Origin of the sequence: Enterobacter roggenkampii (assembly GCF_001729805.1) — a bacterium.
Classification (GTDB): domain Bacteria; phylum Pseudomonadota; class Gammaproteobacteria; order Enterobacterales; family Enterobacteriaceae; genus Enterobacter; species Enterobacter roggenkampii.
The window spans coordinates 1245588-1268819 of sequence record NZ_CP017184.1; the positions used below are offsets into that span (position 1 = coordinate 1245588).

Below are 23232 nucleotides of genomic sequence, written 5' to 3' on the forward strand. Positions count from 1 at the left end.
CTACCCTGGTCAGTCATTACTCGCGGTGATAGGGGTGGTTGGTAGTAATGCTCCACGCGCGATACAGGCTTTCTGCCACCAGTACCCGAACGAGCGGGTGGGGAAGCGTCAGCGCGGAGAGGGACCAACTTTGTTCTGCTGCCGCTTTGCAGGCAGGGGATAACCCTTCGGGTCCGCCAATCAACAGACTGACGTCACGGCCATCCTGCTTCCAGCGCTCCAGTTCGTGCGCCAGCTGCGGCGTATCCCAGGGTTTTCCTGGAATATCGAGGGTGACGATGCGGTTTTTGCCAGCGGCAGCCAGCATCAGTTCGCCCTCTTTATCGAGAATACGTTTGATATCGGCGTTCTTGCCGCGCTTACCGGCGGGGATTTCCACCAGTTCGAACGGCATGTCTTTTGGAAAACGACGCAGATATTCAGTAAAACCGGTTTGTACCCAGTCCGGCATTTTGGTGCCGACGGCGACCAGCTGCAACTTCACGCATTAACCCCAGAGTTTTTCCAGCTCATACAGGCGACGGCTCTCTTCCTGCATGACGTGGACAATCACATCGCCGAGATCGACAACCACCCAGTCAGCCGTCGCTTCACCTTCAACGCCGAGCGGCAACAGCCCTGCAGCACGTGATTCCTGTACCACGTGATCGGCAATTGAAACAACATGACGTGTGGACGTACCGGTGCAGATGATCATGCAGTCGGTAATACTGGATTTACCCTTAACGTCGATAGCGATGATGTCCTGACCTTTCAGGTCATCAATTTTGTCAATAACAAAATCCTGGAGTGCTTTACCCTGCAAGTTTTCCCCCTGGGGTGAATGAGATTGTAAAACGTTGAATTCGTAGCCAGACAGTATACCTGAACTCATGCCTGTATCGGGACAAAAGTCTCCGGTCGGGCTTTTGAAGGCGGGTATCATCCCACCCTCTGCCTGAGATTGCATCGCCATTTTTGTAAAACAATTTCTGTAAAGCAATCATCGGCGGGAAAGTCTGGCAGCGGAGAATAACAGTATGGCTTACCCTGTCAAGGCAGGATAAACAATAAGCCGCTTTTTATGCCCTCCGGCTATTCATCTGCGCTTTTCTGATACAAACCATGCGTATGGATATAGGCCAGCACCGGTGCGGGGAGCAGATCGTCACACGCTAAACCCTGCTGTAAGCGCTCGCGAATGAGGGTTGCAGAGATATCGAACCACGGCGTTTCGGCCAGATAAATCTTCCCGGCAGGCTGAGTGTGAAGATCTTCAACATTGGCGGTGAGATGATCTTCCAGCCACTGCTGGTACTGCGCTTCGCGCATGGTCAGCGGATAGCCAGGACGGCGGCAAACGAGCAGGTGGCTGTTCTCCAGGATGGTTTCATATTTATGCCATGTGGGGAAGTTCAGCAGGGAGTCCTGTCCGATGATAAAAGCCAGCGGCTGGTCTGGACCTTGTTCTGCACGCCATTCCTGAAGCGTCTGCGAGGTCCAGGAGGGCGTATCGCGACGCAGCTCACGCTCGTCAAGCCGGAAGAGCGGCTTATCTGCGATGGCCAGGGCAAGCATCTCTTTTCGCTGCTCGCTGGTCGCCTCGGGCTGTGGACGGTGGGGCGGGACATTATTGGGCATGATGGTGACGCGCTGAAGGCCGATCAGATTCGCCAGAATTTCAACCGGCTTCAGATGCCCGTAGTGTACCGGGTCGAAGGTGCCGCCATACAGGGCCTGTAAAGAGTGCATACTATCCATCAATAAAAACGTCTGCCAGCGCCTTGTGGCAGAGCAGCAGGGAAAGGCTTTCCAGCTCCGCCCAGACCGACTGGCCGTAATCTTGCTTTAGCGTAAGCTCGGCGCGCATCAGAAGCTGTACCGCCTGGCGAAGCTGTTCATGACTCAGGCGGTTGATGGCCTCGGTGGTCAAAGCCCGGCGATTTTGCCACACCCGGTGTTTATCAAACAGCGAACGCAAAGGCGTATGGGCAGACTGACGCTTGAGCGTAATCAGCAGCAGCAGTTCGCGCTGCAGGGTTCGCAGCAGAATAACCGGTTCGCTGCCTTCGAGGCGCAGCTGCTGCAGAATATGCAGGGCGCGTTTACTTTTTGCCGACAGCAGCGCGTCCACCCAGTGGAACGGCGTGAAGTGCGCCGCGTCGTTAACGGCCTGCTCGACGCGCGGCAAGGTCAGCTTGCCGTCCGGCCAGAGCAGGGAGAGTCTGTCCAGCGCCTGCGCCAGGGCCAGCAGGTTACCTTCATAGCAGTAGCAGAGCAGCTGGTTCGCCGCGTCATCCAGCTGAAGGTTGTGCTGCTTCGCTCTCGCGGCGACCCATTTAGGCAGATGCGCCTGCTCAGGCGTCTGACAGGTGACCAGCACCGCGTGGGGCGCGAGTTGGGTAAACCATGCCGCGTTTTCCTGCGCTTTGGTCAGCTTGTTGCCACGCACAATCAGGATCAGATCGCTGTGTAAGAGGCTGACCAGCGTAGCGAGCTGCTCGTTCATCGCCGCGTTAGGCCCGTTTTCCGGCAGCAGGATCTGAATCGTCTGGCGCGATGCGAACAGGCTCATCGCCTGACAGAGCGAGAAGAGGGCGTTCCAGTCGGTATTGTTATCCAACTGGACGGTGTGGTGTTCATCAAAGCCCTGCGCGGCGGCGGCATGCCGCACGGCATCCAGGCTTTCCTGAAGTAATAACGGATCGTTTCCAAGAAGCAGATACGCCGCGCGCAGCCCTTCATTGAGCTGCGCGCGGAGTTGTTCAGGATACAGCCTGATCATCATTTACCCAGAGAGTTAGCAGCAGGAAGCGTGCCATCAACCGGTTTATCAACAATGTCAGATCCTTGTTTGGTTGACGCTGCAATACTTGGCAGTTTACGGATCAGCTGTTCCGCCGCCTTGTCATACATTTCGTTGATGATAATCTGCTGTTCGGCATCTTTTGCCAGCGCCGTCTGCGGGTTATCGAAGAACGAACGGTACACTTTCGTGCTGATCGGATAGATGTCTTTACCCGGGATCAGAACTGCCGCGTTGACCGTCAACACCATTTGATACTCTGCGGTACGGCCATCCTGGAAGATAGACGCAGTGTCTCTCGACAGACCACTTCCTGTCACACGCAGAGACGGTACATCCTGACGCAGCGTCTGTTTCTCAACAAGCTCAACGCCGTTCAGACGCAGCTGATTGCGAATTGCCCGGCTGAGTGGACCGTTCGGATCCCCGGAATCAAAGATCATGGTTTTCATCTGAGCAGGCACCGCCGTGGTATTGCGCAGGTGCCAGCCGCAGCCAGCGGTGACAAGCACCGCCAGAGATAAGAGTATTGTTGCCAGTTGTCGCACGTTTCCTCCCGCGCTTAGCCAACGACCAGATTCAGCAGTTTACCAGGTACGTAGATCACTTTACGTACGGTAACGCCCTCAAGATATTTAGCGACCAGTGGTTCCTGGCCCGCGCGCTCGCGAACCTGTTCTTCGGTTGCATCGACCGCCACGGTAATTTTACCGCGGACTTTACCGTTCACCTGGACCACGACCAGCGTGGTGTTTTCCACCATCGCGGCTTCGTCAGCCTGCGGCCACGGCGCGTTGTCGATATCGCCTTCGCCTTTCAGCTCCTGCCACAGGGTAAAGCTAACGTGCGGCGTGAACGGGTTCAGCATGCGAACGACGGCCAGCAGCGCTTCACGCATTAAGGCACGATCCTGCTCGCCGTCCTGCGGGGCTTTCGCCAGCTTGTTCATCAGTTCCATAATAGCCGCAATTGCGGTATTGAAGGTCTGACGACGACCAATATCATCGGTCACTTTCGCAATGGTTTTATGAACGTCACGACGCAGCGCCTGCTGATCTTCAGTCAGGGCAGCAGCGTTCAGCGCCGGGGCATCGCCCAGTGAGGTGTGCTCGTAAACCAGCTTCCAGACGCGTTTCAGGAAGCGGTTTGCGCCTTCCACGCCAGACTCCTGCCATTCCAGCGTCATGTCTGCCGGAGAGGCAAACATCATGAACAGACGCACGGTATCCGCACCATAACGCTCAACCATCACCTGCGGGTCGATACCGTTGTTTTTCGACTTGGACATTTTGCTCATGCCGGTGTAGACCAGCTCGTGACCTTCAGCGTCTTTCGCCTTCACGATACGGCCCTTCTCGTCGCGCTCAACGATCGCGTCAACCGGAGATACCCAGTTACGCTCGCCGTTCGCCCCGACGTAATAGAAGGCATCCGCCAGCACCATGCCCTGGCACAGCAGCTGTTTTGCAGGTTCGTCAGAGTTCACCATGCCCGCATCGCGCATCAGCTTGTGGAAGAAGCGGAAGTAGAGCAGGTGCATGATGGCGTGTTCGATACCACCGATGTAGATATCTACCGGCAGCCAGTAGTTCGCTGCTTTGGAATCCAGCATGCCGTCCTGATACTGAGGACAGGTGTAGCGAGCATAGTACCAGGATGACTCCATAAAGGTGTCAAAGGTGTCGGTTTCGCGCAGCGCGGGCTGACCGTTGACGGTGGTTTTTGCCCACTCAGGATCGGCTTTGATCGGGCTGGTGATACCGTCCATGACCACGTCTTCCGGCAGGATCACCGGCAGCTGATCTTCCGGCGTTGGCATCACGGTGCCATCTTCCAGCGTCACCATTGGAATTGGCGCACCCCAGTAACGCTGACGGGAAACGCCCCAGTCGCGCAGACGGAAGTTAACTTTACGCTCGCCCACGCCAAGGGAGGCCAGCTTGTCGGCGATAGCGTTGAAGCCCTCTTCGAAGCTCAGACCGTTGAACTCGCCGGAGTTGAACAAGGTCCCTTTTTCGGTCAGCGCTTGTTCGGACAGGTCTGGTTCAGAACCGTCCGCCGTCAGAATAACAGGCTTGATGGTCAGGCCATATTTAGTGGCAAATTCATAGTCGCGCTGGTCGTGACCCGGAACAGCCATCACGGCGCCTGTGCCGTACTCCATCAGTACGAAGTTGGCGGCCCAGACAGGGATCGCTTCGCCCGTCAGCGGGTGAATGGCCTTAAAGCCGGTATCAACCCCTTTTTTCTCCATCGTTGCCATATCGGCTTCGGCCACTTTCGTGTTGCGGCACTCGTCGATGAAGGTAGCCAGTTCCGGATTGTTTTCTGCCGCTTTCTGCGCCAGCGGGTGACCTGCGGCCACGGCCAGGTAGGTCGCGCCCATGAAGGTGTCCGGACGGGTGGTGTAGACGGTCAGGGTCTGGTCGTAGTTCTCAACGTTGAAGGTAATTTCCACGCCTTCAGAACGGCCGATCCAGTTGCGCTGCATGGTCTTAACGGTATCTGGCCAGTGGTCCAGATTATCCAGATCGTTCAGCAGCTCATCAGCGTAAGCGGTGATTTTAATAAACCACTGCGGGATCTCTTTACGCTCCACTTTGGTATCACAGCGCCAGCAGCAGCCATCGATAACCTGTTCGTTCGCGAGAACGGTCTGGTCATTCGGGCACCAGTTAACGGCAGAGGTCTTCTTGTACACCAGGCCTTTTTTGTACAGCTCGGTGAAGAATTTCTGTTCCCAGCGGTAATATTCCGGGGTACAGGTTGCCAGCTCGCGGCTCCAGTCATAGCCAAAGCCCAGCATTTTGAGCTGGTTTTTCATGTACGCGATGTTGTCGTACGTCCACGGTGCCGGCGCCGTATTGTTTTTGACCGCCGCGCCTTCCGCAGGCAGACCGAACGCATCCCAACCGATGGGTTGCAGAACGTTTTTGCCCAGCATGCGCTGGTAGCGCGCAATCACATCACCGATGGTGTAGTTACGCACGTGGCCCATGTGTAGTCGACCAGAAGGATAGGGAAGCATCGACAGGCAGTAATACTTCTCTTTGCTCTCGTCTTCGGTTACTTCAAAGGTGCGCTTCTCGTCCCAGTGTTGCTGGACTTTTGATTCTATCTCTTCCGGGCGGTATTGCTCTTGCATGGCAGCCAGTGGTCCTGTGTTCAATACAGCTACAAATGTAGCCAATGGATGTGGTAATTCAGATCCGCATAGCATAGCCCAAACGCCCGCGTCAAAACAGCCTTTCGCACAAATGCGCTTTGCAGGAATTTACCGGGTCTGTGCTTCACCTGACAAAGCGGCGCTGAAATAAGGTCTATTATTAGAAATAGTTACTTACCCGGGAGGCAAAATGATGAACAAGGTTGCTCAATTTTACCGCGAACTGGTGGCGACACTGACGGAACGGCTGCGTAACGGCGAGCGTGATATCGACGCGCTGGTGGAGCAGGCGCGTGCCCGCGTGTCGCAAACGGGTGAGTTAACGCGAACCGAAGTGGAAGAGGTGACCCGCGCCGTGCGTCGCGATCTGGAAGAGTTCGCGCGCAGCTACCAGGAAAGCCAGGAGGAGGTCACGGACAGCGTTTTCATGCGGGTGATCAAAGAGAGCCTGTGGCAGGAGCTGGCCGATATCACGGATAAAACGCAGCTGGAGTGGCGTGAAGTCTTTCAGGATTTAAACCACCACGGTGTGTACCACAGCGGTGAAGTGGTCGGGCTGGGAAATCTGGTGTGCGAGAATTGCCACCATCATATTGCGGTGTATACGCCGGAGGTCCTGTCGCTGTGTCCGAAATGCGGCCACGATCAGTTCCAGCGTCGGCCGTTTGAGCCCTAGGTAAAAGCCCAGGTTTGCGCCCTCTCCCCGTGGGAGAGGGCTGGGGTGAGGGCATCAGGCCGCAGAGTAGTAAGCCAGTCTCTCCGCCAGCAAATCCACAAACGCCTCACGGTCAATATCCACCATCACCGTGGTATTCGGTTTATTCCCCGTCAGCGAGTAGTAGTCCACCACCGTCATCCCCTGGGTGTATTTCCCCTGAGTTTCGACGCCAACCCACCTGTGGACTGTGGTAAACATCTCCGGTTTTAACAGCCAGGCAATGGTGCACGGATCGTGCAGCGGCGCGCCGTGGAATCCCCATTTCTCGGCTTTGTGATACTCCATAAAGAAGTCGAGCAGCTCAGCCACGGTTGTCGCGACCGGATTGCCCACGGAGCGGAAGCGCTCAATGTCGTCTGCCATAATCTGCGCGCGATGCGTCACATCCAGCCCTGCCATCACAACTGGCAGGCCCGACTGGAAGACGATTTCCGCTGCTTCCGGGTCGACAAAAATGTTGAACTCTGCGGAAGGCGTCCAGTTTCCCAGGCCCATAGCCCCGCCCATGATGACGATACGAGCGATTTTGCTGTGCAGTTCAGGATGGCTGCTCAGCAGCAGCGCGACGTTGGTTTGCGGTCCCGTTGCCACCAGGGTGACGGGTTCCGCGCTCTCGCGCAGCACCTTTGCCATCAGCTCCACGGCGGTGCAGCTTTGCGGCGTGAAGCCAGGTTCCGGCAGCGCCGGACCGTCCAGCCCGCTTTCGCCATGCACGTTATCCGCAATAATTAATTCACGCATCAGGGGCTTGAGGGCGCCGCCGGCGACAGGAATATCCGTGCGCTTGAGCAGCGTCAGCATGCGCAAAACGTTACGCAGGGTTTTATCCGGCGTCTGGTTTCCGGCAGAAGAGGTGACGGCTTTGACGTCGAGCTCGGGGGAGGCAAGTGCAAGGACGAGCGCGATCGCGTCATCATGACCCGGGTCGCAATCGAAAATTATAGGTTGTGCCATAGCGTTCTCCATTCATAGCGTTATTTTGTGACAAGGTTAACGCTGCAATGGGGCACGGACGAGAAGAAGTGAGCGAAAGCGTGAGGCAGTGCGCAATCCGCAGATTGCGCACCGAGAAGATTAGTGCAGGATTTTCGCGAGGAAATCTTTCGCACGTTCCGATTTCGGGTTGGCGAAGAACTCCTCTTTCGGGGAATCTTCAACAATTTTCCCTTCGTCCATGAAGATCACGCGGTTGGCCACCTTACGGGCGAAGCCCATTTCGTGGGTCACCACCATCATGGTCATCCCTTCGTGCGCCAGTTCGACCATCACGTCCAGCACTTCGTTGATCATCTCCGGATCGAGCGCCGATGTGGGCTCGTCAAACAGCATGGCAACCGGATCCATGCACAGCGCACGGGCGATCGCCACACGCTGCTGCTGGCCGCCAGAAAGCTGCGCCGGGAACTTATCGGCATGCGCAGAGAGGCCAACGCGTTCCAGGAGCTTCAGGCCTTTCTCGCGCGACGCTTTTTTATCACGCTTGAGCACTTTCACCTGGGCCAGCGTCAGGTTCTCAATAATGGAGAGGTGAGGGAACAGCTCAAAATGCTGGAACACCATGCCAACGTGAGAGCGAAGCTGGGCAAGATTGGTTTTCTTGTCGTTGACTTTGGTACCGTTGACCACGATCTCGCCCTGCTGGACCGGCTCCAGACCATTGACGGTTTTGATCAGCGTCGATTTACCGGAACCGGACGGTCCGCACACCACTACCACGTCGCCTTTTTTCACTTCGGTGGAGCAGTCGGTCAGCACCTGAAAGTGCCCATACCATTTAGAAACATTTTTCAGGGAAATCATTGTACCGTCCTTTTCTTCAGCCAGCTGACCAACAGCGACGCGCTTAAACTAATCACAAAATAGACCGCTCCCGCAAAGAGCACCATCTCAACCTGCGTACCATCACGCTCACCGATGGTGGACGCGGTACGGAAGAAGTCTGCCAGGCTCAGCACGTAGACCAGGGACGTATCCTGGAACAGCACAATTCCCTGGGTCAGCAGGAGCGGAACCATGGCGCGAAACGCCTGCGGCAGAATAATGAGCTGCATGGACTGCCAGTGCGTCATCCCCAGCGCCAGCGCGGCGCTGGATTGCCCGCGGGAGATACTCTGAATGCCTGCACGGATAATCTCCGAGTAGTAAGCGGCCTCAAACATTGAGAACGCCACCATCGCCGAGATCAGACGGATATCGGTTTTCGGCGACAGCCCCAGCACGTTTTGCAGGAAGCCGGGCACGATCAGGTAAAACCACAGCAGCACCATTACCAGCGGGATGGAACGGAACACGTTAACGTAGGCGGTTGCAAACCAGGCGAGCGGCTTAAAGCTCGACAGGCGCATAACGGCCAGCAGGGTGCCCCAGACAATACCGATGATGATGGCAATGACGGTGATTTTTAAGGTAATCATCAATCCATCAAGCAGGTAAGGCATGGATGGAACGATAGAACTCCAGTCAAATTCGTACATTATTTGCCCCCCATGTTGCCCGGCAGGCGAATTTTGCGTTCAACCAGGTTCATCACCAGCATGATGAAAGCGTTAATCAGAACGTAGGCGAGCGTGATCGCGGTGAAGGATTCCCACGCGTGAGCGGAGTAATCCAGCAGCTTGCCCGCCTGCGCGGCCATATCGACCAGACCGATGGTCGATGCGATGGCCGAGTTTTTCACCAGGTTCATCATCTCGGAGGTCATTGGTGGAACGATGACGCGGTAGGCGTTAGGCAGCAGCACGTAGCGGTAGGTTTGTGGCAGGGTTAACCCCATCGCCAGACCCGCATTTTTTTGTCCGCGGGGTAATGACTGAATGGCGGCACGCACCTGCTCGCAAACGCGCGCAGCGGTAAACAGCCCCAGACACATCATGGAGGAGACAAAGAACTGCACATTCGGATCCAGTTCCGACTTGAACCACATGCCAATATTTTCCGGCAGCAGTTCCGGGATAACCAGATACCAGGTAAAGAATTGCACGATCAGCGGAACGTTACGGAACAGTTCCACGTACAGGGTGCCGAGTGTTGAAAGAAAACGGTTAGGGACGGTGCGCAGAATACCGAACAGAGAACCGACAAGAAACGCGATGATCCACGCCGTTATCGATAATGCCACGGTGACCTGAAAGCCGCTCCACAGCCAGCCAAGATAGGTGGTGTTGCCGAACGGGGCTTGTTGCAGGAATATGCCCCAGTTCCAGTCGATTGACATAATAAACTCCAGAAAAAAAAGGGTAGCAGCGCTACCCTCGAAGATTGGTGAGAAGCTCATTTTTCGCGCTGAGTGGGGAACGACCACTCAACGTATAGTCTGTCCATGCTTCCCGACAATCGAGAGGGCAGGAGATCCCGCCCCTGTTGTTCTAATTAGTTAAGAGCCTTGTCATTTGGAGATTTGAACAGCGCTTTCATGTCGTCTGACAGTTCAAAATTCATGTTCAGGTTTTTTGGTGGAATCGGGTTCTTGAACCATTTGTCGAACCATTTTTCCGCTTCGCCTGAGGTCTGCACCTGGGCGATGGTGTCATCGATCAGCTTTTTGAACTGCGGATCGTCTTTACGCAGCATACAGCCGTAGGCTTCTTTCGACTGCGCGGTACCGACGATATCCCAGTTGTCTGGTTTCTTCGCTTTCGCACGCTCGCCTGCCAGTAGGGCGTCGTCCATCATAAACGCGACGGCACGACCGCTTTCCAGGGTACGGAAGGAGTCGCCATGGTCTTTCGCGCTGATGATGCGCATATCCATTTTCTTCTCGTCGTTCAGCTTGTGCAGCAGCACTTCAGACGTGGTCCCGGAGGTGACAACGACCGCTTTCCCTTTCAGGTCAGAGAAGTCTTTGATCTCACCGCCTTTCTTCGTCAGCAGGCGGGTGCCCACAACAAAGATGGTGTCGGAGAAGGCAGCCTGCTTCTGACGCTCGAGGTTGTTGGTGGTGGAGCCACACTCGAAGTCAAAGGTGCCGTTTTGCAGCAGCGGAATACGGTTCTGTGAAGTGATGGGGATCAGCTTCACCTGCAGGTCAGGTTTGTTCAGCTTTTTCTTCACAGCTTCAACGATGGCGTTGGAGTAATCCTGTGAATAGCCCACGACTTTTTGCGTGTTGTCGTAGTAAGAGAACGGGACAGAAGATTCACGGTGGCCGACCACGATAACGCCGTTTTTGGCAATCTTGTCGAGAGTGCTGCCTGCTGCCGGAGCGTCTTCAGCGTGAACCACGCCTGCGGACATCCCCATAACCAGCATTGCTGTGGCCAGTTTACGTAATTGCATACCCAACTCCTTTTTTATCAGCGCCAGCGACGCATTGATACCCATTGTGATGTTGTTATATCTCGCGCAATGCGAGTGCAGTGTTATGCAAGCTTGTTAACATTTAGTCTGGCTTAATGTAAAGATTTTGCTGCGTTATTGTTTATTTTTGCGAAGCACGCCGCACCATTCAGAGGCAAATATCTCCCGTTGCACCGTTTCGGTGCTACCGATGATCTACGCTGGTGCGACAAAGTTGCACAGTAAGCCAAACTGCGTTTACCTGAATAAACAAAGCAATAGGCGTGCCAGAATTGAAGTCTGGAGAGTATTGTCGGGTGGCGCTGACGCTTACCCGACCTACAAAAGCGAAACAGTAGGCCGGGTAAGCGTCAGCGCCACCCGGCAGGAAGAGGAGGGATTATCGACGACGCTGGCGCAGACTCATCAGCACCGCGCCAAAGCCGAACAGCGCGGTCAGGATCCACAGCGGCCAGTTGCCGGTGCGGGCGTACGGCGTCAGCCCGGTGGTAGGCGTGACGCTGGTGGTCAGCACTTCTCGGGTGAACTGCGGGATCATGGCCTGGATTTCACCCTGCGGACCAATCACGGCGGTGATGCCGTTGTTGGTGCTGCGCAGCAGGGGACGTGCCAGCTCCAGGGAGCGCATGCGTGCCATCTGGAAGTGCTGCCACGGGCCGATTGATTTACCAAACCAGGCATCGTTAGAGATGGTCAGCAAATAGTCCGTATTCGGGCGGAAGTTATCGCGCACCTGCTCGCCTAAGATAATTTCGTAGCAGATGGCCGCCGTCAGGGCTGCGCCGTGCGCGTGCAGCTGAGGCTGAACGTACGGTCCGCGGCTGAAGGAGGACATCGGCAGATCGAAGAACGGGGCCAGCGGGCGAAGAATTGACTCCAGCGGCACAAATTCACCAAACGGCACCAGGTGGTTCTTGTTGTACCGGTCAGTGGAGTGGTAACTGTATTCGCTGTCTTTGCCGAGCGTAATGATGGTGTTGTAGGTGTCGTAGCGGTTCTGCTGATTCAGACGCGCATCGACAATCCCGGTGATCAGCGTACTGCCACGCGAGAGCAGCAGGTCGTTCATCATGTTGAGGAACGGCTGCTGGTTGATCTCAAGATCGGGAATAGCAGACTCCGGCCAGATAATCAGCTGCGATTTACCCATCACCTCTTCGGTGACGTTGGCGTAGATCTTCAGCGTATTCAGCAGCTCTTTCTCGTCCCACTTCATCGACTGCGGGATATTCCCCTGCACCATGGAGACCTGCATGGCGCGCGCGGGCTCCGGCGTGAACCACTGGATATAGCGCAGCGGGAAGGGCAGGGCGAACAGCACCAGCGCCACAGCCAGCGGTTTCCAGCATCGTGAAACCAGCGCTAATACCAGCAGGCCGCTAACGACCATCAGCAGGAAGTTAATGGCCTCAACGCCCATGACCGGCGCCAGGCCTTTCAGCGGGCCGTCAATCTGACTGTAGCCGAACTGCAGCCACGGGAAGCCGGTCAGCACCCAGCCGCGCAGGAATTCGGTGATCTGCCAGACCACCGGCGCGGCAATGGCGACGCGCAGCCAGGTGGTTTTGGGCCACAGGCGAGAAAGGATGCCGGCGAACAGACCGGTATAGAGCGAGAGATACGCGGCGAGCAGTACCACCAGGAAGACGTTTACCGGGCCCGGCATACCGCCAAACTGCGCGATGCTGACGTAGACCCAGTTAATCCCTGAGCCAAACAGCCCCAGTCCCCAGAAGTAGCCAATAGCGGCAGCCTGTACCGGACGACGGTTCAGGGTCAAACCCTGAAGCCCCATCAGGGAGAGAACGGCCGCAGGCCAGATATCGTAAGGAGAAAAAGCCAGCGTACCGCTGGCTCCGAGTAACAGCGCCAGCAGCAAACGGACGCGCTGGCGTTCAAGCAATGGGGCAAATGCCATTTACATTAATCTTCCAGTTTTGGCACCGGTGAGTCGTCCGGCGTTCTGACGTGAACCTGTATAATACGTCGGCTGTCGGCCATGGCTACTTTGAACTGGTAACCGTCGATGTCAACGGTCTCTCCGCGCGCCGGGAGGTGGCCAAAGGCCTGCATCACCAGCCCGCCAATGGTATCGACCTCTTCATCGCTGAAGTGGGTCCCGAAGGCGTCGTTGAAGTCCTCAATAGAGGCCAGCGCCCGCACGGTCCAGGTGTGGCGGCTGAGCTGACGGAAGTCGATATCCTCTTCTTCGTCATACTCATCTTCGATTTCGCCCACGATCAGCTCAAGGATATCCTCGATCGTGACCAGACCGGAGACGCCACCAAATTCATCAATAACAATCGCCATGTGGTAACGCTGAGAGCGAAACTCTTTCAGCATCCGATCCACACGTTTACTTTCCGGCACAACCACGGCCTGGCGTAACACTTTTTCCATGCTGAAGGCTTCGGCATCGCTGCGCATAAACGGCAGCAGATCTTTCGCCATCAAAATCCCTTCGATGTGATCTTTGTCTTCGCTGATGACCGGGAAACGCGAGTGGGCGGATTCGATGATGACATCGAGACACTCGTCCAGCGTCTGGTTACGTTTCAGGGTGATCATCTGCGAGCGGGGAATCATGATATCGCGAACGCGCTGGTCGGCGATGTCCATAACCCCTTCGAGCATTTCGCGCGTATCTTCGTCGATAAGGTCGTTTTGCCCGGAATCACGAATCAGCTCCAGCAGTTCATCACGGTTTTTCGGTTCGCCGTGGAAAAGCTGGTTCAGAATGAGGGAGAAAAATCCCTTTTTACTGGTTGTCGTGTCGCTACTGTGTGAATTGTCGTCGCTCATGGCGTTTGTTAAGGGTTCTCTTGTTAGTTCAATGTTTACCGCCACGCGATGTCCTTTCGTGGCGGCAGGGGAGTCAGTCCGGTGACTGACTATTCTTTCTCGGCAATGTACGGATCCTCATAGCCCAGAGCAAGCATTATCTCTGTCTCGAGGGACTCCATCTCTTCCGCTTCGTCGTCTTCAATATGATCGTAGCCGAGCAGATGCAGGCTGCCGTGTACCACCATGTGCGCCCAGTGGGCTTCAAGAGGTTTCTGCTGCTCTTTGGCTTCCTGTTCAACCACCTGGCGGCAGATGATCAGATCGCCCAACAGCGGCATCTCGATGCCCGGCGGGGCTTCGAACGGGAAAGAGAGCACGTTGGTCGGCTTATCTTTCCCGCGATAGGTCAGGTTAAGCTCATGGCTTTCTGCTTCATCCACCAGGCGAATCGTGACTTCTGATTCTTCCTGAAACTGGGGGATAACGGCATCCAGCCATTTCTGAAACTGTGCCTCATCTGGCATGCCGGAATTGTCTTCACAGGCCAGCTGTAAATCGAGGATCACCTGACTCATTTCTGTTCTTGCTCCTGCGCTTCGCGCTTACGTTCTGCGGCCAGTTCGGCCTTACGCTTCTGATCTGCCTCTTCCCAGGCTTCATAAGCGTTAACGATACGCGCGACCACCGGGTGGCGTACCACGTCTTCACTGTGGAAGAAGTTAAAGCTGATTTCATCGACCTCGGCGAGCACTTCGATGGCGTGGCGCAGGCCCGATTTGGTGCTGCGCGGCAGATCGATCTGCGTGACGTCGCCGGTAATCACCGCTTTCGAGTTAAAGCCAATACGCGTCAGGAACATTTTCATCTGTTCGATGGTGGTGTTCTGGCTCTCATCAAGAATGATGAACGCATCGTTCAGCGTACGGCCGCGCATGTAGGCGAGCGGGGCCACTTCGATCACGTTACGCTCAATGAGCTTCTCGACCTTCTCAAAGCCCAGCATTTCGAACAGCGCATCGTATAAAGGACGGAGATACGGGTCGACCTTCTGGCTCAGATCGCCAGGCAGGAAGCCCAGTTTTTCACCGGCTTCAACGGCAGGGCGGGTCAGCAGGATACGCCGGATTTCCTGACGCTCCAGCGCATCGACCGCCGCGGCAACGGCCAGATAGGTTTTACCCGTACCCGCCGGCCCCACGCCGAAGGTGATGTCGTGGTCGAGAATATTGGCGATATACTGCGCCTGGTTTGGCGTACGCGGCTTAATGACGCCACGCTTGGTCTTAATGTTGATTGCCTTGCCATAATCCGGCACGCTCTCCGCGCTCTGCTCAAGCACGCGCGCCTCTTTAATGGCGAGGTGAATCTGCTCCGGTTCGATATCCTGAATTTCGCCGCGCATGGGGGAGGTGTCGACATACAGGCTACGCAGAATGTCCGCAGCGGCGTTGACGCAGATAGGGCGTCCGGTGAGTTTGAAATGATTATCGCGACGATTGATTTCGATACCCAGACGTCGCTCCAGTTGTTTGATGTTGTCATCAAACGGCCCGCACAGGCTCAGCAGGCGAGCGTTGTCTGCTGGCTCAAGGCTAATTTCACGCGTATCTATGTTCAAACTGTTCCTCTTTGATTGATTAACTGACCCGCTGCCACACGGCGCAATAAAACGGTCATTACCGAAATTATTCACGCCACAGAATAAAGGCGCAAGCGTTGCGGAAGATATTGGGGGCGATGAGAGGAAATACAAGGCCTGCCAAAGCGGCAGGCCTGAAGGATTATGGCTGGTAAATCCCAACGCCAGAATCGTTTTCTTTGCGGGTACGCGAGATCACGGATTCCGGTGACTCTGCGATACGCAGGCCCATTTCGTCTTCGGTGCGGACCACTTTCGCGCGCAGCGAGTTGGTCAGCACTTCGACAATCTCGACGTCCACAAATTTACCGATCATATCCGGGGTGCCTTCAAAGTTCACCACGCGGTTATTTTCCGTACGACCAGAGAGTTCCATAATGCTCTTGCGGGAAGTGCCTTCCACCAGAATGCGCTGTACGGTACCGAGCATGCGGCGGCTCCAGGCGTTAGCCTGCTGGTTGATGCGCTCCTGCAGAATATACAGACGCTGCTTTTTCTCTTCTTCCGGTACATCGTCAACCATATCGGCCGCCGGTGTTCCAGGACGCGCGGAGAAGATGAAGCTGTAGCTGACGTCAAAGTTCACTTCGCCGATGAGCTTCATGGTGCGCTCGAAGTCATCAGCGGTTTCGCCAGGGAAGCCGACGATAAAGTCAGAGCTAATCTGGATATCCGGACGCGCTTCACGCAGCTTACGGATGGTGGATTTATACTCCAGCACCGTATGGGGACGGCCCATCAGGTTCAGCACGCGGTCAGAGCCGCACTGGATCGGCAGGTGCAGGAAGCTCACCAGCTCTGGCGTATCGCGATAGACGTCAATAATGTCGTCGGTAAATTCCATCGGATGGCTGGTGGTAAAGCGAATGCGGTCGATGCCGTCAATCGCGGCCACCAGACGCAGCAGCTCGGCAAAGCTGCCGGTCGTGCCGTCGTAGTTCTCACCGCGCCAGGCGTTAACGTTCTGGCCCAGCAGGTTCACTTCGCGCACACCCTGCGCGGCAAGCTGCGCGATTTCAAACAGAATGTCATCTGCCGGGCGGCTGACCTCTTCACCACGGGTGTACGGCACCACGCAGTACGTGCAGTATTTGTTGCAGCCTTCCATGATGGAGACGAAGGCGGTCGGGCCATCGGCACGTGGCTCAGGCAGACGGTCAAATTTTTCGATTTCCGGGAAGCTGACGTCAACGACCGGGCTACGGTTGCCACGAACCTGATTGATCATCTCAGGCAGACGGTGCAGGGTCTGAGGGCCAAAGACAATGTCCACATACGGCGCTCTCTGGCGGATCAGCTTGCCTTCCTGCGACGCGACGCAGCCGCCCACGCCGATGATCAGGTCCGGATTTTTTCGTTTGAGAAGTTTCCAGCGGCCTAACACGTGAAAGACTTTTTCCTGCGCTTTTTCACGAATTGAACAGGTGTTCAGCAGCAGCACATCGGCTTCTTTCGCATTTTCAGTCAGCTGGTATCCGTGGGTGGTATCCAGCAGATCGGCCATCTTGGATGAATCGTATTCGTTCATCTGACAGCCCCAGGTTTTTATATGGAGTTTTTTAGTCATCGACTTGCTCAGCTCAGGATTGCAAGCCGCGTATTGTAATGCTTTGGTGGGGTTGTGACCAGTATGAAGGTTATGTGTCTCAGGACCGCAAAAATCCGGTAAACTTAAGGGATTCTCCAATAAGGAAAATTGACCATGACACTCCAACACACCGAAGTTGCCGTTGTCGGCGGCGGTATGGTCGGCGGCGCGCTGGCGCTGGGGCTGGCACAGCAGGGATTTGAGGTAACGGTAATCGAACAGGCGGCTCCGCCAGCCTACGATCCCACCAGCAAACCGGACGTGCGCATTTCTGCGATCAGCGCGGCATCCGTCGATCTGCTGCGCGGGCTGGGCGTCTGGGAGGCAGTGCAGGCGATGCGCGCGCACCCTTACAGCCGCCTCGAAACCTGGGAGTGGGAAAATGCCCACGTCGCGTTTGATGCCGCAGAGCTGAAGCTGCCGCGCCTGGGGTATATGGTGGAAAACAACGTGCTCCAGCGGGCGCTCTGGCAGGCGCTGGAGGCGCATCCGAAGGTGACGCTGCGCGTGCCTGCGTCGCTTAAGGCGCTGCATCCTCACGGGAGCGGCTATCTACTGACGCTCGACAGCGGCGATGAGCTGGCCGTGAAGCTGGTCATCGGGGCGGACGGCGCTAACTCGCAGGTCAGACAGATGGCGGGGATCGGGGTTCATGCCTGGCAGTATGAACAGTCCTGTATGCTGATTACCGCCGAGTGCGAGAATGCGCCGGGTGAAAGCACCTGGCAGCACTTTACGCCGAACGGCCCGCATGCCTTTTTACCGCTGTTTGATAACTGGGCGTCGCTGGTGTGGTACGACAAACCGGCGCGCATTCGTCAGCTGCAGGGGATGAACATGGAACAGCTGCAGCGCGAGATCCTGCTGCACTTCCCGAGCCGTCTGGGGCACGTCACGCCGGTCGCCGCCGGGGCGTTCCCGCTCACGCGTCGTCATGCGTTGCAGTATGCCCGCGCAGGCTTAGCGCTGGTGGGGGATGCGGCACATACCATTCATCCGCTGGCCGGGCAGGGCGTGAACCTGGGGTATCGTGACGTCGATGCCCTGCTGGATGTGCTGGGCAACGCCCGCGGACACGCGGAAAACTGGGCCAGCCATCAGGTGCTGAAGCGTTATCAGACGCGGCGTATGGCGGATAACTTCCTCATGCAGTCGGGAATGGATCTGTTCTATGCCGGGTTTAGCAATGACGTAGCCCCGGTGCGTATTCTGCGTAACATAGGCCTGATGGCAGCGGAACGCGCCGGTGGCCTGAAGCGTCAGGCCCTGAAGTACGCTCTCGGACTCTAAACTTTTTCCCTCTCCCCGTGGGAGAGGGCCAGGGTTAGGGCATCAGGCCGCACAATTCTGTACAAAAACAAAAAAGCCCGCAGAGCGGGCTTTTTTGTTTTAAGTGGCTGGGGTGCAGGGATTCGAACCCCGGAATGCTGGTATCAGAAACCAGAGCCTTACCGCTTGGCGACACCCCAATTGCGTTAAACAAGCTGCTTAACGACTTTGTAAATTGGCTGGGGTACGAGGATTCGAACCTCGGAATGCCGGAATCAGAATCCGGTGCCTTACCGCTTGGCGATACCCCAACAATTTTTTCTCATTACCGAAATCGATCGATAATCTCAATTTGGTGGCTACGACGGGATTCGAACCTGTGACCCCATCATTATGAGTGATGTGCTCTAACCAACTGAGCTACGTAGCCAGTACTGCAATCTTCGATGGCTGGGGTACCTGGATTCGAACCAGGGAATGCCGGTATCAAAAACCGGTGCCTTACCGCTTGGCGATACCCCAATACCGCGGAGAACCGCAAAATCGAAGAAATATGGCTGGGGTACCTGGATTCGAACCAGGGAATGCCGGTATCAAAAACCGGTGCCTTACCGCTTGGCGATACCCCATCCGTGCAACGCTTACCCGGGAATGGTGCGGGAGGCGAGACTTGAACTCGCACACCTTGCGGCGCCAGAACCTAAATCTGGTGCGTCTACCAATTTCGCCACTCCCGCAAAAAAAGATGGTGGCTACGACGGGATTCGAACCTGTGACCCCATCATTATGAGTGATGTGCTCTAACCAACTGAGCTACGTAGCCATCTTTTTTTCGCGTTACCTTATCGGCGTTGCGGGGCGCATTATGCGTATAGACCCTTGCAGCGTCAACACCTTTTTCAACGAAAATAGCCGGAATGTGACTGTTTGGTTAGGTTGCGAACAGCGTGACCGAATATTCGGCAATTATTGGTTATTAATCGGTTTTAGCTGTGCAAAAGCGGGGCAAAAAAAATCAGGCCCCGCAGGGCCTGATGATGAAATGCGTGATTATTTGTAGGCTGACTGGTGAACGCCTACCGCACGTCCTGACGGATCGTTCATGGATTTGAACGATTCATCCCATTCAATCGCTTTGGCAGACGAGCAGGCGACGGATGGACCACCCGGCACACACTCTGCAGCGCTCGGTACCGGGAACAGTTCTTCAAAAATTTCACGGTAGAGGTACGCTTCTTTCGAGCCCGGCGTGTTGTACGGGAAGCGGAAGCTTGCGGTTTCCAGCTGTTGGTCAGAAACCTGTTTCGCCGCCACCTCTTTCAGGGTGTCGATCCAGCTGTAGCCTACGCCATCGGAGAACTGCTCTTTCTGACGCCATGCTACGCTCGCCGGCAGGTAGGATTCAAAACATTCACGCAGGATATGTTTTTCCATTTTACCGTTGCCGCACATTTTATCCTGCGGGTTGATGCGCATCGCCACGTCGAGGAATTTCTTATCCAGGAACGGTACACGCGCTTCGACACCCCATGCCGACATCGCTTTGTTGGCACGCGCGCAGTCAAACATATGCAGCGCCTGGAGTTTACGCACGGTCTCTTCGTGCAGCTCTTTGGCATTTGGCGCTTTGTGGAAGTACAGGTAGCCGCCAAACACTTCGTCAGAACCTTCACCGGAGAGCACCATTTTGATGCCCATCGCCTTGATCTTACGCGACATCAGGTACATCGGCGTGGAGGCGCGAATTGTCGTTACGTCATAGGTTTCAATGTGATAGATCACATCGCGGATCGCATCCAGGCCTTCCTGCACGGTGAAGTGAATTTCATGGTGCACGGTGCCGAGGTGGTTTGCCACTTCCTGCGCGGCTTTCAGATCCGGCGCGCCTTCCAGGCCCACGGCAAAGGAGTGCAGCTGTGGCCACCAGGCTTCTGAGCGCTCCTGATCTTCCACGCGACGAGCCGCAAATTTCTTGGTGATCGCAGAGATCACGGAGGAGTCCAGACCGCCGGAGAGCAGCACGCCGTAAGGTACGTCTGACATCAGGTGGCTTTTCACGGAATCTTCCAGCGCCTGACGCAGCTCGGCTTTGTCCGTCACGTTGTCTTTTACCGCGTCGTAGTCGAACCAGTCGCGCTGGTAGTACGGACGGATCTCGCCGTCTTTACTCCACAGGTAACTGCCTGCCGGGAACTCTTTGATGGTGCGGCAGACCGGCACCAGGGCTTTCATTTCAGACGCAACGTAGAAGTTGCCGTGTTCATCGTGGCCCATGTACAGCGGGATAATACCGATGTGGTCGCGGCCAATCAGGTAGGCGTCTTTTTCGCTGTCGTACAGGGCGAAGGCAAACATACCCTGCAGGTCGTCCAGAAACTCGGGACCTTTCTCCTGATACAGCGCCAGGATCACTTCACAGTCGGACCCGGTCTGGAACGCGTAGCGGTCGCCGTACTCGGCGCGCAGCGCCTGGTGGTTATAGATCTCACCGTTGACAGCCAGCGCGTGCGTTTTTTTCTCGTTATACAGCGGCTGTGCACCGGCGTTGACGTCAACAATAGACAGACGTTCGTGAGCCAGAATTGCTTTGTCACTGGCGTAAACGCCTGACCAGTCCGGGCCGCGATGGCGCATCAGGCGGGACAGTTCGAGTGCCTTTTTACGCAGTTCGCCCGCGTCAGTTTTAATATCCAGTACGCCAAAAATTGAACACATAACCTTCTCCGTTAACCCTGTTGCTTTGTAATGTTGCTTGCTTATGAAAATGCCGCAAAGGGGCAGGGCGCGCAAGCGTTTTACGGGTGAAAACGGAAATAGTGCAATGGCGGTTGCGGATCGGTGAAAAACGCGTATGTGATTAGCGCTTTTATTGAGGATTATGCAATGAAAGTGCTTTTTCGTTAGATGTAGTCGTGTTTTGCAGGTGAGAAAATAAAAAACCACGCCCTGAGGCGTGGTTTGGTATCAGATGATGTCAATTTCATCGACGGAGGGGTAAATCCAGCTTGGGCGGAACGGCATTGAGTCAATGTCATCAAGCTGAGAGACCCCAGAGAGCACCAGAATCGTCTCCAGACCGGCCTGGAAACCGGCCAGAATATCGGTGCGCAGGTTGTCGCCGACAATCACGGTCTCTTCAGAGTGGGCCTGCATCTTGTTGAGCGCGGCGCGAATGATCCACGGGCTGGGCTTGCCGACATAGAACGGCTTGCGCCCGGAGATCTTCTCGATACCGGCACACAGCGCGCCGCAGGCCGGATAAAAACCGCGACCGTGGGTATCCGGGTTGGTCGCAATAAAGCGCGCGCCGTTAGCCACAAAGAAGGATGCCTTATGCATCATCTCCCAGTTGTAGGAACGCGTTTCACCTACAATCACAAAGTCCGGGTTGACGTCGGTGATGGTAAAGCCCGCTTTATACAGCTCATGGATCAGCGCGCCTTCACCGACCACATAGGCTTTTTTTCCTTCCTGACGCTTCAGAAAATCCGCCGTGGCCATCGCCGAGGTATAAAACACGCTGTCCGGGACGTCGACTCCCGCCGTGGCAAAGCGGTTTGCCAGATCCTGACCGGTCTGAGAAGGGTAGTTCGTGAGAAGAACCAGAGGCATTCCTTTGTCGATGATGCGGTGAAGAAACTCCGCAGCACCCGGCACGGCAACGTTGTCGTGCATCAGCACGCCGTCGATATCACAAATTACATTCTTAATGGTCATGGACAGTCCGACATCAAAAAAAGAAGGCGTTACTATAAGGTCCGATCAACTTTCCAGCAAATGCTGCAGCAGAATTCCGTTGAGCATGGCGCGTTTGACCAGCGCGAACGCGCCAATCGCCGAACGATGGTCAAGCTTTGAACGAACCACCGGAAGATTCTGGCGGAATGCTTTCAGCGCCTGGGTGTTAATACAGCCTTCAATCGCGGGGAGCAGCACCTTTTCCGCCTCCACAATTTCACCGGCGATCACCACTTTTTGTGGGTTAAACAGGTTAATGGCGATGGCGATGGTTTTCCCCAGATGGCGCCCCACCTGCTCGATCACTTCACAGGCCAGCGCGTCGCCTTTATTAGCGGCTTTGCAGATGGTGCCTATCTTGCAGTCGTCCAGCGTGACGCGGCTTTGGTAACCCTGTTCAAGCAGATGGCGAACGCGCTGCTCGATGGCGGTGTTGGCGGCAATGGTTTCAAGGCAGCCAAAGTTGCCGCAGTGGCAGCGCTCCCCGAGCGGTTCAACCTGAATGTGGCCGATCTCACCGACGTTACCGTTGCGACCGATAAAAATTCGGCCGTTAGAGATAATGCCTGCGCCCGTACCGCGGTGAACGCGCACCAGAATAGAGTCTTCACAGTCCTGGCTCGCACCAAAGTAGTGCTCTGCCAGCGCCAGAGAGCGAATATCGTGGCCCACAAAGCAGGTCACTTTAAAGCGCTTTTCCAGCGCGTCGACCAGCCCCCAGTTTTCAACCTGAATGTGCGGCATATAGCGGATCACGCCGCTTTCCGGGTCGACCAGACCGGGCAGAATCACCGAGATGGCGATGAGTTCGCGGATCTTGCGCTGACAGCTTTCAATAAACTGTGCGATGGTATTCAGCAGCGCATGCTCCAGCGTCTCCTGGGTGCGTTCCGGAAGGGGATAGTGCTCTTCCGCAATGGCTTTGCTGCTCAGATCGTACAGCGTGAGCGTGGTGTCATGACGGCCCAGACGGACGCCAATTGCCTGAAAATTGCGGGTTTCGGTAATAATGGAGATAGCGCGGCGGCCCCCGGTGGAGGCCTGCTGATCGACTTCTTTGATCAAACCGCGCTCAATGAGCTGGCGGGTAATTTTTGTCACGCTGGCGGGAGCAAGCTGGCTTTGTTCGGCTATCTGAATACGTGAGATTGGCCCGTGTTGGTCAATCAGGCGATATACCGCCGCGCTGTTAAGCTGTTTAACGAGATCGACATTACCGATTTGAGCTTGTCCGCCAGGTGTCATACTT

The 23232-nt window shown here is 55.7% G+C and carries 22 protein-coding genes and 7 tRNA genes; 3 read left to right on the forward strand and 26 right to left on the reverse strand.

The genetic code is table 11. The features are described 5' to 3' along the window. Nucleotides 1-16 precede the first annotated feature (16 nt). The 6 genes from rlmH to leuS form a co-directional block, all read right to left on the reverse strand. Nucleotides 17-484 carry a 23S rRNA (pseudouridine(1915)-N(3))-methyltransferase RlmH gene (rlmH, locus tag BFV67_RS05740; RefSeq protein WP_003858701.1) on the reverse strand — a complete coding sequence of 156 codons (468 nt, stop codon included), beginning with the start codon at nucleotides 482-484 and terminating at the stop codon, nucleotides 17-19. A gap of 3 nt (nucleotides 485-487) precedes the next feature. Next, nucleotides 488-805 carry a ribosome silencing factor gene (gene rsfS, locus BFV67_RS05745; protein WP_003858696.1) on the reverse strand — a complete coding sequence of 106 codons (318 nt, stop codon included), beginning with the start codon at nucleotides 803-805 and terminating at the stop codon, nucleotides 488-490. A gap of 269 nt (nucleotides 806-1074) precedes the next feature. Next, nucleotides 1075-1740: a nicotinate-nucleotide adenylyltransferase gene (gene nadD / locus BFV67_RS05750; RefSeq protein ID WP_032637604.1), complete on the reverse strand. Its 666-nt coding sequence runs from the start codon at nucleotides 1738-1740 to the stop codon at nucleotides 1075-1077. Next, nucleotides 1733-2764 carry a DNA polymerase III subunit delta gene (holA, locus tag BFV67_RS05755; RefSeq protein WP_025912715.1) on the reverse strand — a complete coding sequence of 344 codons (1032 nt, stop codon included), beginning with the start codon at nucleotides 2762-2764 and terminating at the stop codon, nucleotides 1733-1735. The genes nadD and holA overlap by 8 nt, the downstream gene beginning before the upstream one ends. Further along, the gene (lptE, locus tag BFV67_RS05760; protein WP_008501042.1) at nucleotides 2764-3333 is read right to left on the reverse strand and encodes an LPS assembly lipoprotein LptE; all 570 of its coding nucleotides are present in this window, start codon (nucleotides 3331-3333) and stop codon (nucleotides 2764-2766) included. Before lptE ends, holA begins: the two co-directional genes overlap by 1 nt. 14 nt (nucleotides 3334-3347) lie before the next feature. After that, entirely contained in the window at nucleotides 3348-5930 is a 2583-nt protein-coding gene (gene leuS, locus BFV67_RS05765; protein WP_021242577.1) for a leucine--tRNA ligase, read from the reverse strand. A gap of 214 nt (nucleotides 5931-6144) precedes the next feature. On the opposite strand from leuS, the gene BFV67_RS05770 reads away from it, so the two are divergent. Continuing rightward, the gene (locus BFV67_RS05770) at nucleotides 6145-6627 is read left to right on the forward strand and encodes a zinc ribbon-containing protein (protein ID WP_023617134.1); all 483 of its coding nucleotides are present in this window, start codon (nucleotides 6145-6147) and stop codon (nucleotides 6625-6627) included. 54 nt (nucleotides 6628-6681) lie between these two features. On the opposite strand, the gene rihA is transcribed toward BFV67_RS05770, so the two are convergent. The 10 genes from rihA to miaB form a co-directional block, all read right to left on the reverse strand. Then, entirely contained in the window at nucleotides 6682-7623 is a 942-nt protein-coding gene (gene rihA / locus BFV67_RS05775; protein ID WP_069597988.1) for a pyrimidine-specific ribonucleoside hydrolase RihA, read from the reverse strand. Nucleotides 7624-7743: 120 nt separating this feature from the next. Further along, the gene (locus BFV67_RS05780) at nucleotides 7744-8469 is read right to left on the reverse strand and encodes an amino acid ABC transporter ATP-binding protein (RefSeq protein ID WP_014883001.1); all 726 of its coding nucleotides are present in this window, start codon (nucleotides 8467-8469) and stop codon (nucleotides 7744-7746) included. Then, a complete protein-coding gene (gene gltK, locus BFV67_RS05785; RefSeq protein ID WP_069597989.1) occupies nucleotides 8466-9143 on the reverse strand; it encodes a glutamate/aspartate ABC transporter permease GltK in 678 nt (225 codons plus the stop codon). The genes BFV67_RS05780 and gltK overlap by 4 nt, the downstream gene beginning before the upstream one ends. Beyond that, entirely contained in the window at nucleotides 9143-9883 is a 741-nt protein-coding gene (gene gltJ, locus BFV67_RS05790) for a glutamate/aspartate ABC transporter permease GltJ (RefSeq protein ID WP_008501048.1), read from the reverse strand. The genes gltK and gltJ overlap by 1 nt, the downstream gene beginning before the upstream one ends. Before the next feature lie 155 nt (nucleotides 9884-10038). Then, nucleotides 10039-10944, reverse strand: a complete 906-nt coding sequence (locus tag BFV67_RS05795; protein WP_045335480.1) for an amino acid ABC transporter substrate-binding protein — start codon at nucleotides 10942-10944, stop codon at nucleotides 10039-10041. A gap of 400 nt (nucleotides 10945-11344) precedes the next feature. After that, the gene (gene lnt / locus BFV67_RS05800; RefSeq protein WP_069597990.1) at nucleotides 11345-12883 is read right to left on the reverse strand and encodes an apolipoprotein N-acyltransferase; all 1539 of its coding nucleotides are present in this window, start codon (nucleotides 12881-12883) and stop codon (nucleotides 11345-11347) included. A gap of 5 nt (nucleotides 12884-12888) precedes the next feature. Continuing rightward, nucleotides 12889-13767, reverse strand: a complete 879-nt coding sequence (gene corC, locus BFV67_RS05805) for a CNNM family magnesium/cobalt transport protein CorC (RefSeq protein ID WP_021242574.1) — start codon at nucleotides 13765-13767, stop codon at nucleotides 12889-12891. Between the two features lie 89 nt (nucleotides 13768-13856). Further along, complete coding sequence (ybeY, locus tag BFV67_RS05810) at nucleotides 13857-14324, reverse strand: rRNA maturation RNase YbeY (RefSeq protein ID WP_008501052.1); 468 nt, start codon at nucleotides 14322-14324, stop codon at nucleotides 13857-13859. Continuing rightward, nucleotides 14321-15367 (reverse strand): PhoH family protein, encoded by a 1047-nt coding sequence (locus BFV67_RS05815; RefSeq protein ID WP_008501053.1) that lies wholly within the window; start codon nucleotides 15365-15367, stop codon nucleotides 14321-14323. The genes ybeY and BFV67_RS05815 overlap by 4 nt, the downstream gene beginning before the upstream one ends. 163 nt (nucleotides 15368-15530) lie before the next feature. Next, entirely contained in the window at nucleotides 15531-16955 is a 1425-nt protein-coding gene (gene miaB / locus BFV67_RS05820; RefSeq protein ID WP_028012350.1) for a tRNA (N6-isopentenyl adenosine(37)-C2)-methylthiotransferase MiaB, read from the reverse strand. A 135-nt stretch (nucleotides 16956-17090) separates the two neighbouring features. Here miaB and ubiF point away from each other — a divergent pair, with 135 nt between their 5' ends. Further along, nucleotides 17091-18266 carry a 3-demethoxyubiquinol 3-hydroxylase gene (gene ubiF / locus BFV67_RS05825; protein WP_069597991.1) on the forward strand — a complete coding sequence of 392 codons (1176 nt, stop codon included), beginning with the start codon at nucleotides 17091-17093 and terminating at the stop codon, nucleotides 18264-18266. Nucleotides 18267-18370: 104 nt separating this feature from the next. Here the strand turns inward: ubiF and BFV67_RS05830 are convergent. The 7 genes from BFV67_RS05830 to BFV67_RS05860 form a co-directional block, all read right to left on the reverse strand. After that, nucleotides 18371-18445, reverse strand: a tRNA-Gln gene (locus BFV67_RS05830). Between the two features lie 36 nt (nucleotides 18446-18481). Further along, a tRNA-Gln gene (locus tag BFV67_RS05835) sits at nucleotides 18482-18556 on the reverse strand. A 42-nt stretch (nucleotides 18557-18598) separates the two neighbouring features. Continuing rightward, a tRNA-Met gene (locus BFV67_RS05840) sits at nucleotides 18599-18675 on the reverse strand. Nucleotides 18676-18692: 17 nt separating this feature from the next. After that, a tRNA-Gln gene (locus BFV67_RS05845) sits at nucleotides 18693-18767 on the reverse strand. A gap of 32 nt (nucleotides 18768-18799) precedes the next feature. Next, nucleotides 18800-18874 (reverse strand) — tRNA-Gln (locus BFV67_RS05850). Nucleotides 18875-18897: 23 nt separating this feature from the next. Continuing rightward, a tRNA-Leu gene (locus tag BFV67_RS05855) sits at nucleotides 18898-18982 on the reverse strand. A gap of 9 nt (nucleotides 18983-18991) precedes the next feature. Further along, a tRNA-Met gene (locus tag BFV67_RS05860) sits at nucleotides 18992-19068 on the reverse strand. 42 nt (nucleotides 19069-19110) lie between these two features. On the opposite strand from BFV67_RS05860, the gene BFV67_RS24130 reads away from it, so the two are divergent. Then, nucleotides 19111-19305 (forward strand): hypothetical protein, encoded by a 195-nt coding sequence (locus BFV67_RS24130; RefSeq protein ID WP_119312017.1) that lies wholly within the window; start codon nucleotides 19111-19113, stop codon nucleotides 19303-19305. Here BFV67_RS24130 and asnB read toward each other — a convergent pair. The 3 genes from asnB to nagC form a co-directional block, all read right to left on the reverse strand. Beyond that, nucleotides 19296-20960, reverse strand: a complete 1665-nt coding sequence (gene asnB / locus BFV67_RS05865) for an asparagine synthase B (RefSeq protein ID WP_021242994.1) — start codon at nucleotides 20958-20960, stop codon at nucleotides 19296-19298. The two genes, BFV67_RS24130 and asnB, sit on opposite strands and share 10 nt — an antisense overlap. A 249-nt stretch (nucleotides 20961-21209) precedes the next feature. Next, nucleotides 21210-21962 carry a ribonucleotide monophosphatase NagD gene (gene nagD, locus BFV67_RS05870; protein WP_008501057.1) on the reverse strand — a complete coding sequence of 251 codons (753 nt, stop codon included), beginning with the start codon at nucleotides 21960-21962 and terminating at the stop codon, nucleotides 21210-21212. 45 nt (nucleotides 21963-22007) lie between these two features. Beyond that, nucleotides 22008-23228 carry a DNA-binding transcriptional regulator NagC gene (gene nagC / locus BFV67_RS05875; protein ID WP_021242995.1) on the reverse strand — a complete coding sequence of 407 codons (1221 nt, stop codon included), beginning with the start codon at nucleotides 23226-23228 and terminating at the stop codon, nucleotides 22008-22010. Nucleotides 23229-23232 lie beyond the last annotated feature (4 nt).

Excerpts from the sequence above, each read along its gene's own strand:
- nadD (WP_032637604.1), bottom strand. The coding sequence starts at position 1,740 with ATGGATAGTATGCACTCTTTACAGGCCCTGTATGGCGGCACCTTCGAC.
- holA (WP_025912715.1), bottom strand. The coding sequence starts at position 2,764 with ATGATCAGGCTGTATCCTGAACAACTCCGCGCGCAGCTCAATGAAGGG.
- leuS (WP_021242577.1), bottom strand. The coding sequence starts at position 5,930 with ATGCAAGAGCAATACCGCCCGGAAGAGATAGAATCAAAAGTCCAGCAA.
- BFV67_RS05770 (WP_023617134.1), top strand. The coding sequence starts at position 6,145 with ATGAACAAGGTTGCTCAATTTTACCGCGAACTGGTGGCGACACTGACG.
- rihA (WP_069597988.1), bottom strand. The coding sequence starts at position 7,623 with ATGGCACAACCTATAATTTTCGATTGCGACCCGGGTCATGATGACGCG.
- BFV67_RS05780 (WP_014883001.1), bottom strand. The coding sequence starts at position 8,469 with ATGATTTCCCTGAAAAATGTTTCTAAATGGTATGGGCACTTTCAGGTG.
- gltK (WP_069597989.1), bottom strand. The coding sequence starts at position 9,143 with ATGTACGAATTTGACTGGAGTTCTATCGTTCCATCCATGCCTTACCTG.
- gltJ (WP_008501048.1), bottom strand. The coding sequence starts at position 9,883 with ATGTCAATCGACTGGAACTGGGGCATATTCCTGCAACAAGCCCCGTTC.
- BFV67_RS05795 (WP_045335480.1), bottom strand. The coding sequence starts at position 10,944 with ATGCAATTACGTAAACTGGCCACAGCAATGCTGGTTATGGGGATGTCC.
- lnt (WP_069597990.1), bottom strand. The coding sequence starts at position 12,883 with ATGGCATTTGCCCCATTGCTTGAACGCCAGCGCGTCCGTTTGCTGCTG.
- corC (WP_021242574.1), bottom strand. The coding sequence starts at position 13,767 with ATGAGCGACGACAATTCACACAGTAGCGACACGACAACCAGTAAAAAG.
- ybeY (WP_008501052.1), bottom strand. The coding sequence starts at position 14,324 with ATGAGTCAGGTGATCCTCGATTTACAGCTGGCCTGTGAAGACAATTCC.
- miaB (WP_028012350.1), bottom strand. The coding sequence starts at position 16,955 with ATGACTAAAAAACTCCATATAAAAACCTGGGGCTGTCAGATGAACGAA.
- ubiF (WP_069597991.1), top strand. The coding sequence starts at position 17,091 with ATGACACTCCAACACACCGAAGTTGCCGTTGTCGGCGGCGGTATGGTC.
- BFV67_RS24130 (WP_119312017.1), top strand. The coding sequence starts at position 19,111 with ATGCGTATAGACCCTTGCAGCGTCAACACCTTTTTCAACGAAAATAGC.
- asnB (WP_021242994.1), bottom strand. The coding sequence starts at position 20,960 with ATGTGTTCAATTTTTGGCGTACTGGATATTAAAACTGACGCGGGCGAA.
- nagD (WP_008501057.1), bottom strand. The coding sequence starts at position 21,962 with ATGACCATTAAGAATGTAATTTGTGATATCGACGGCGTGCTGATGCAC.
- nagC (WP_021242995.1), bottom strand. The coding sequence starts at position 23,228 with ATGACACCTGGCGGACAAGCTCAAATCGGTAATGTCGATCTCGTTAAA.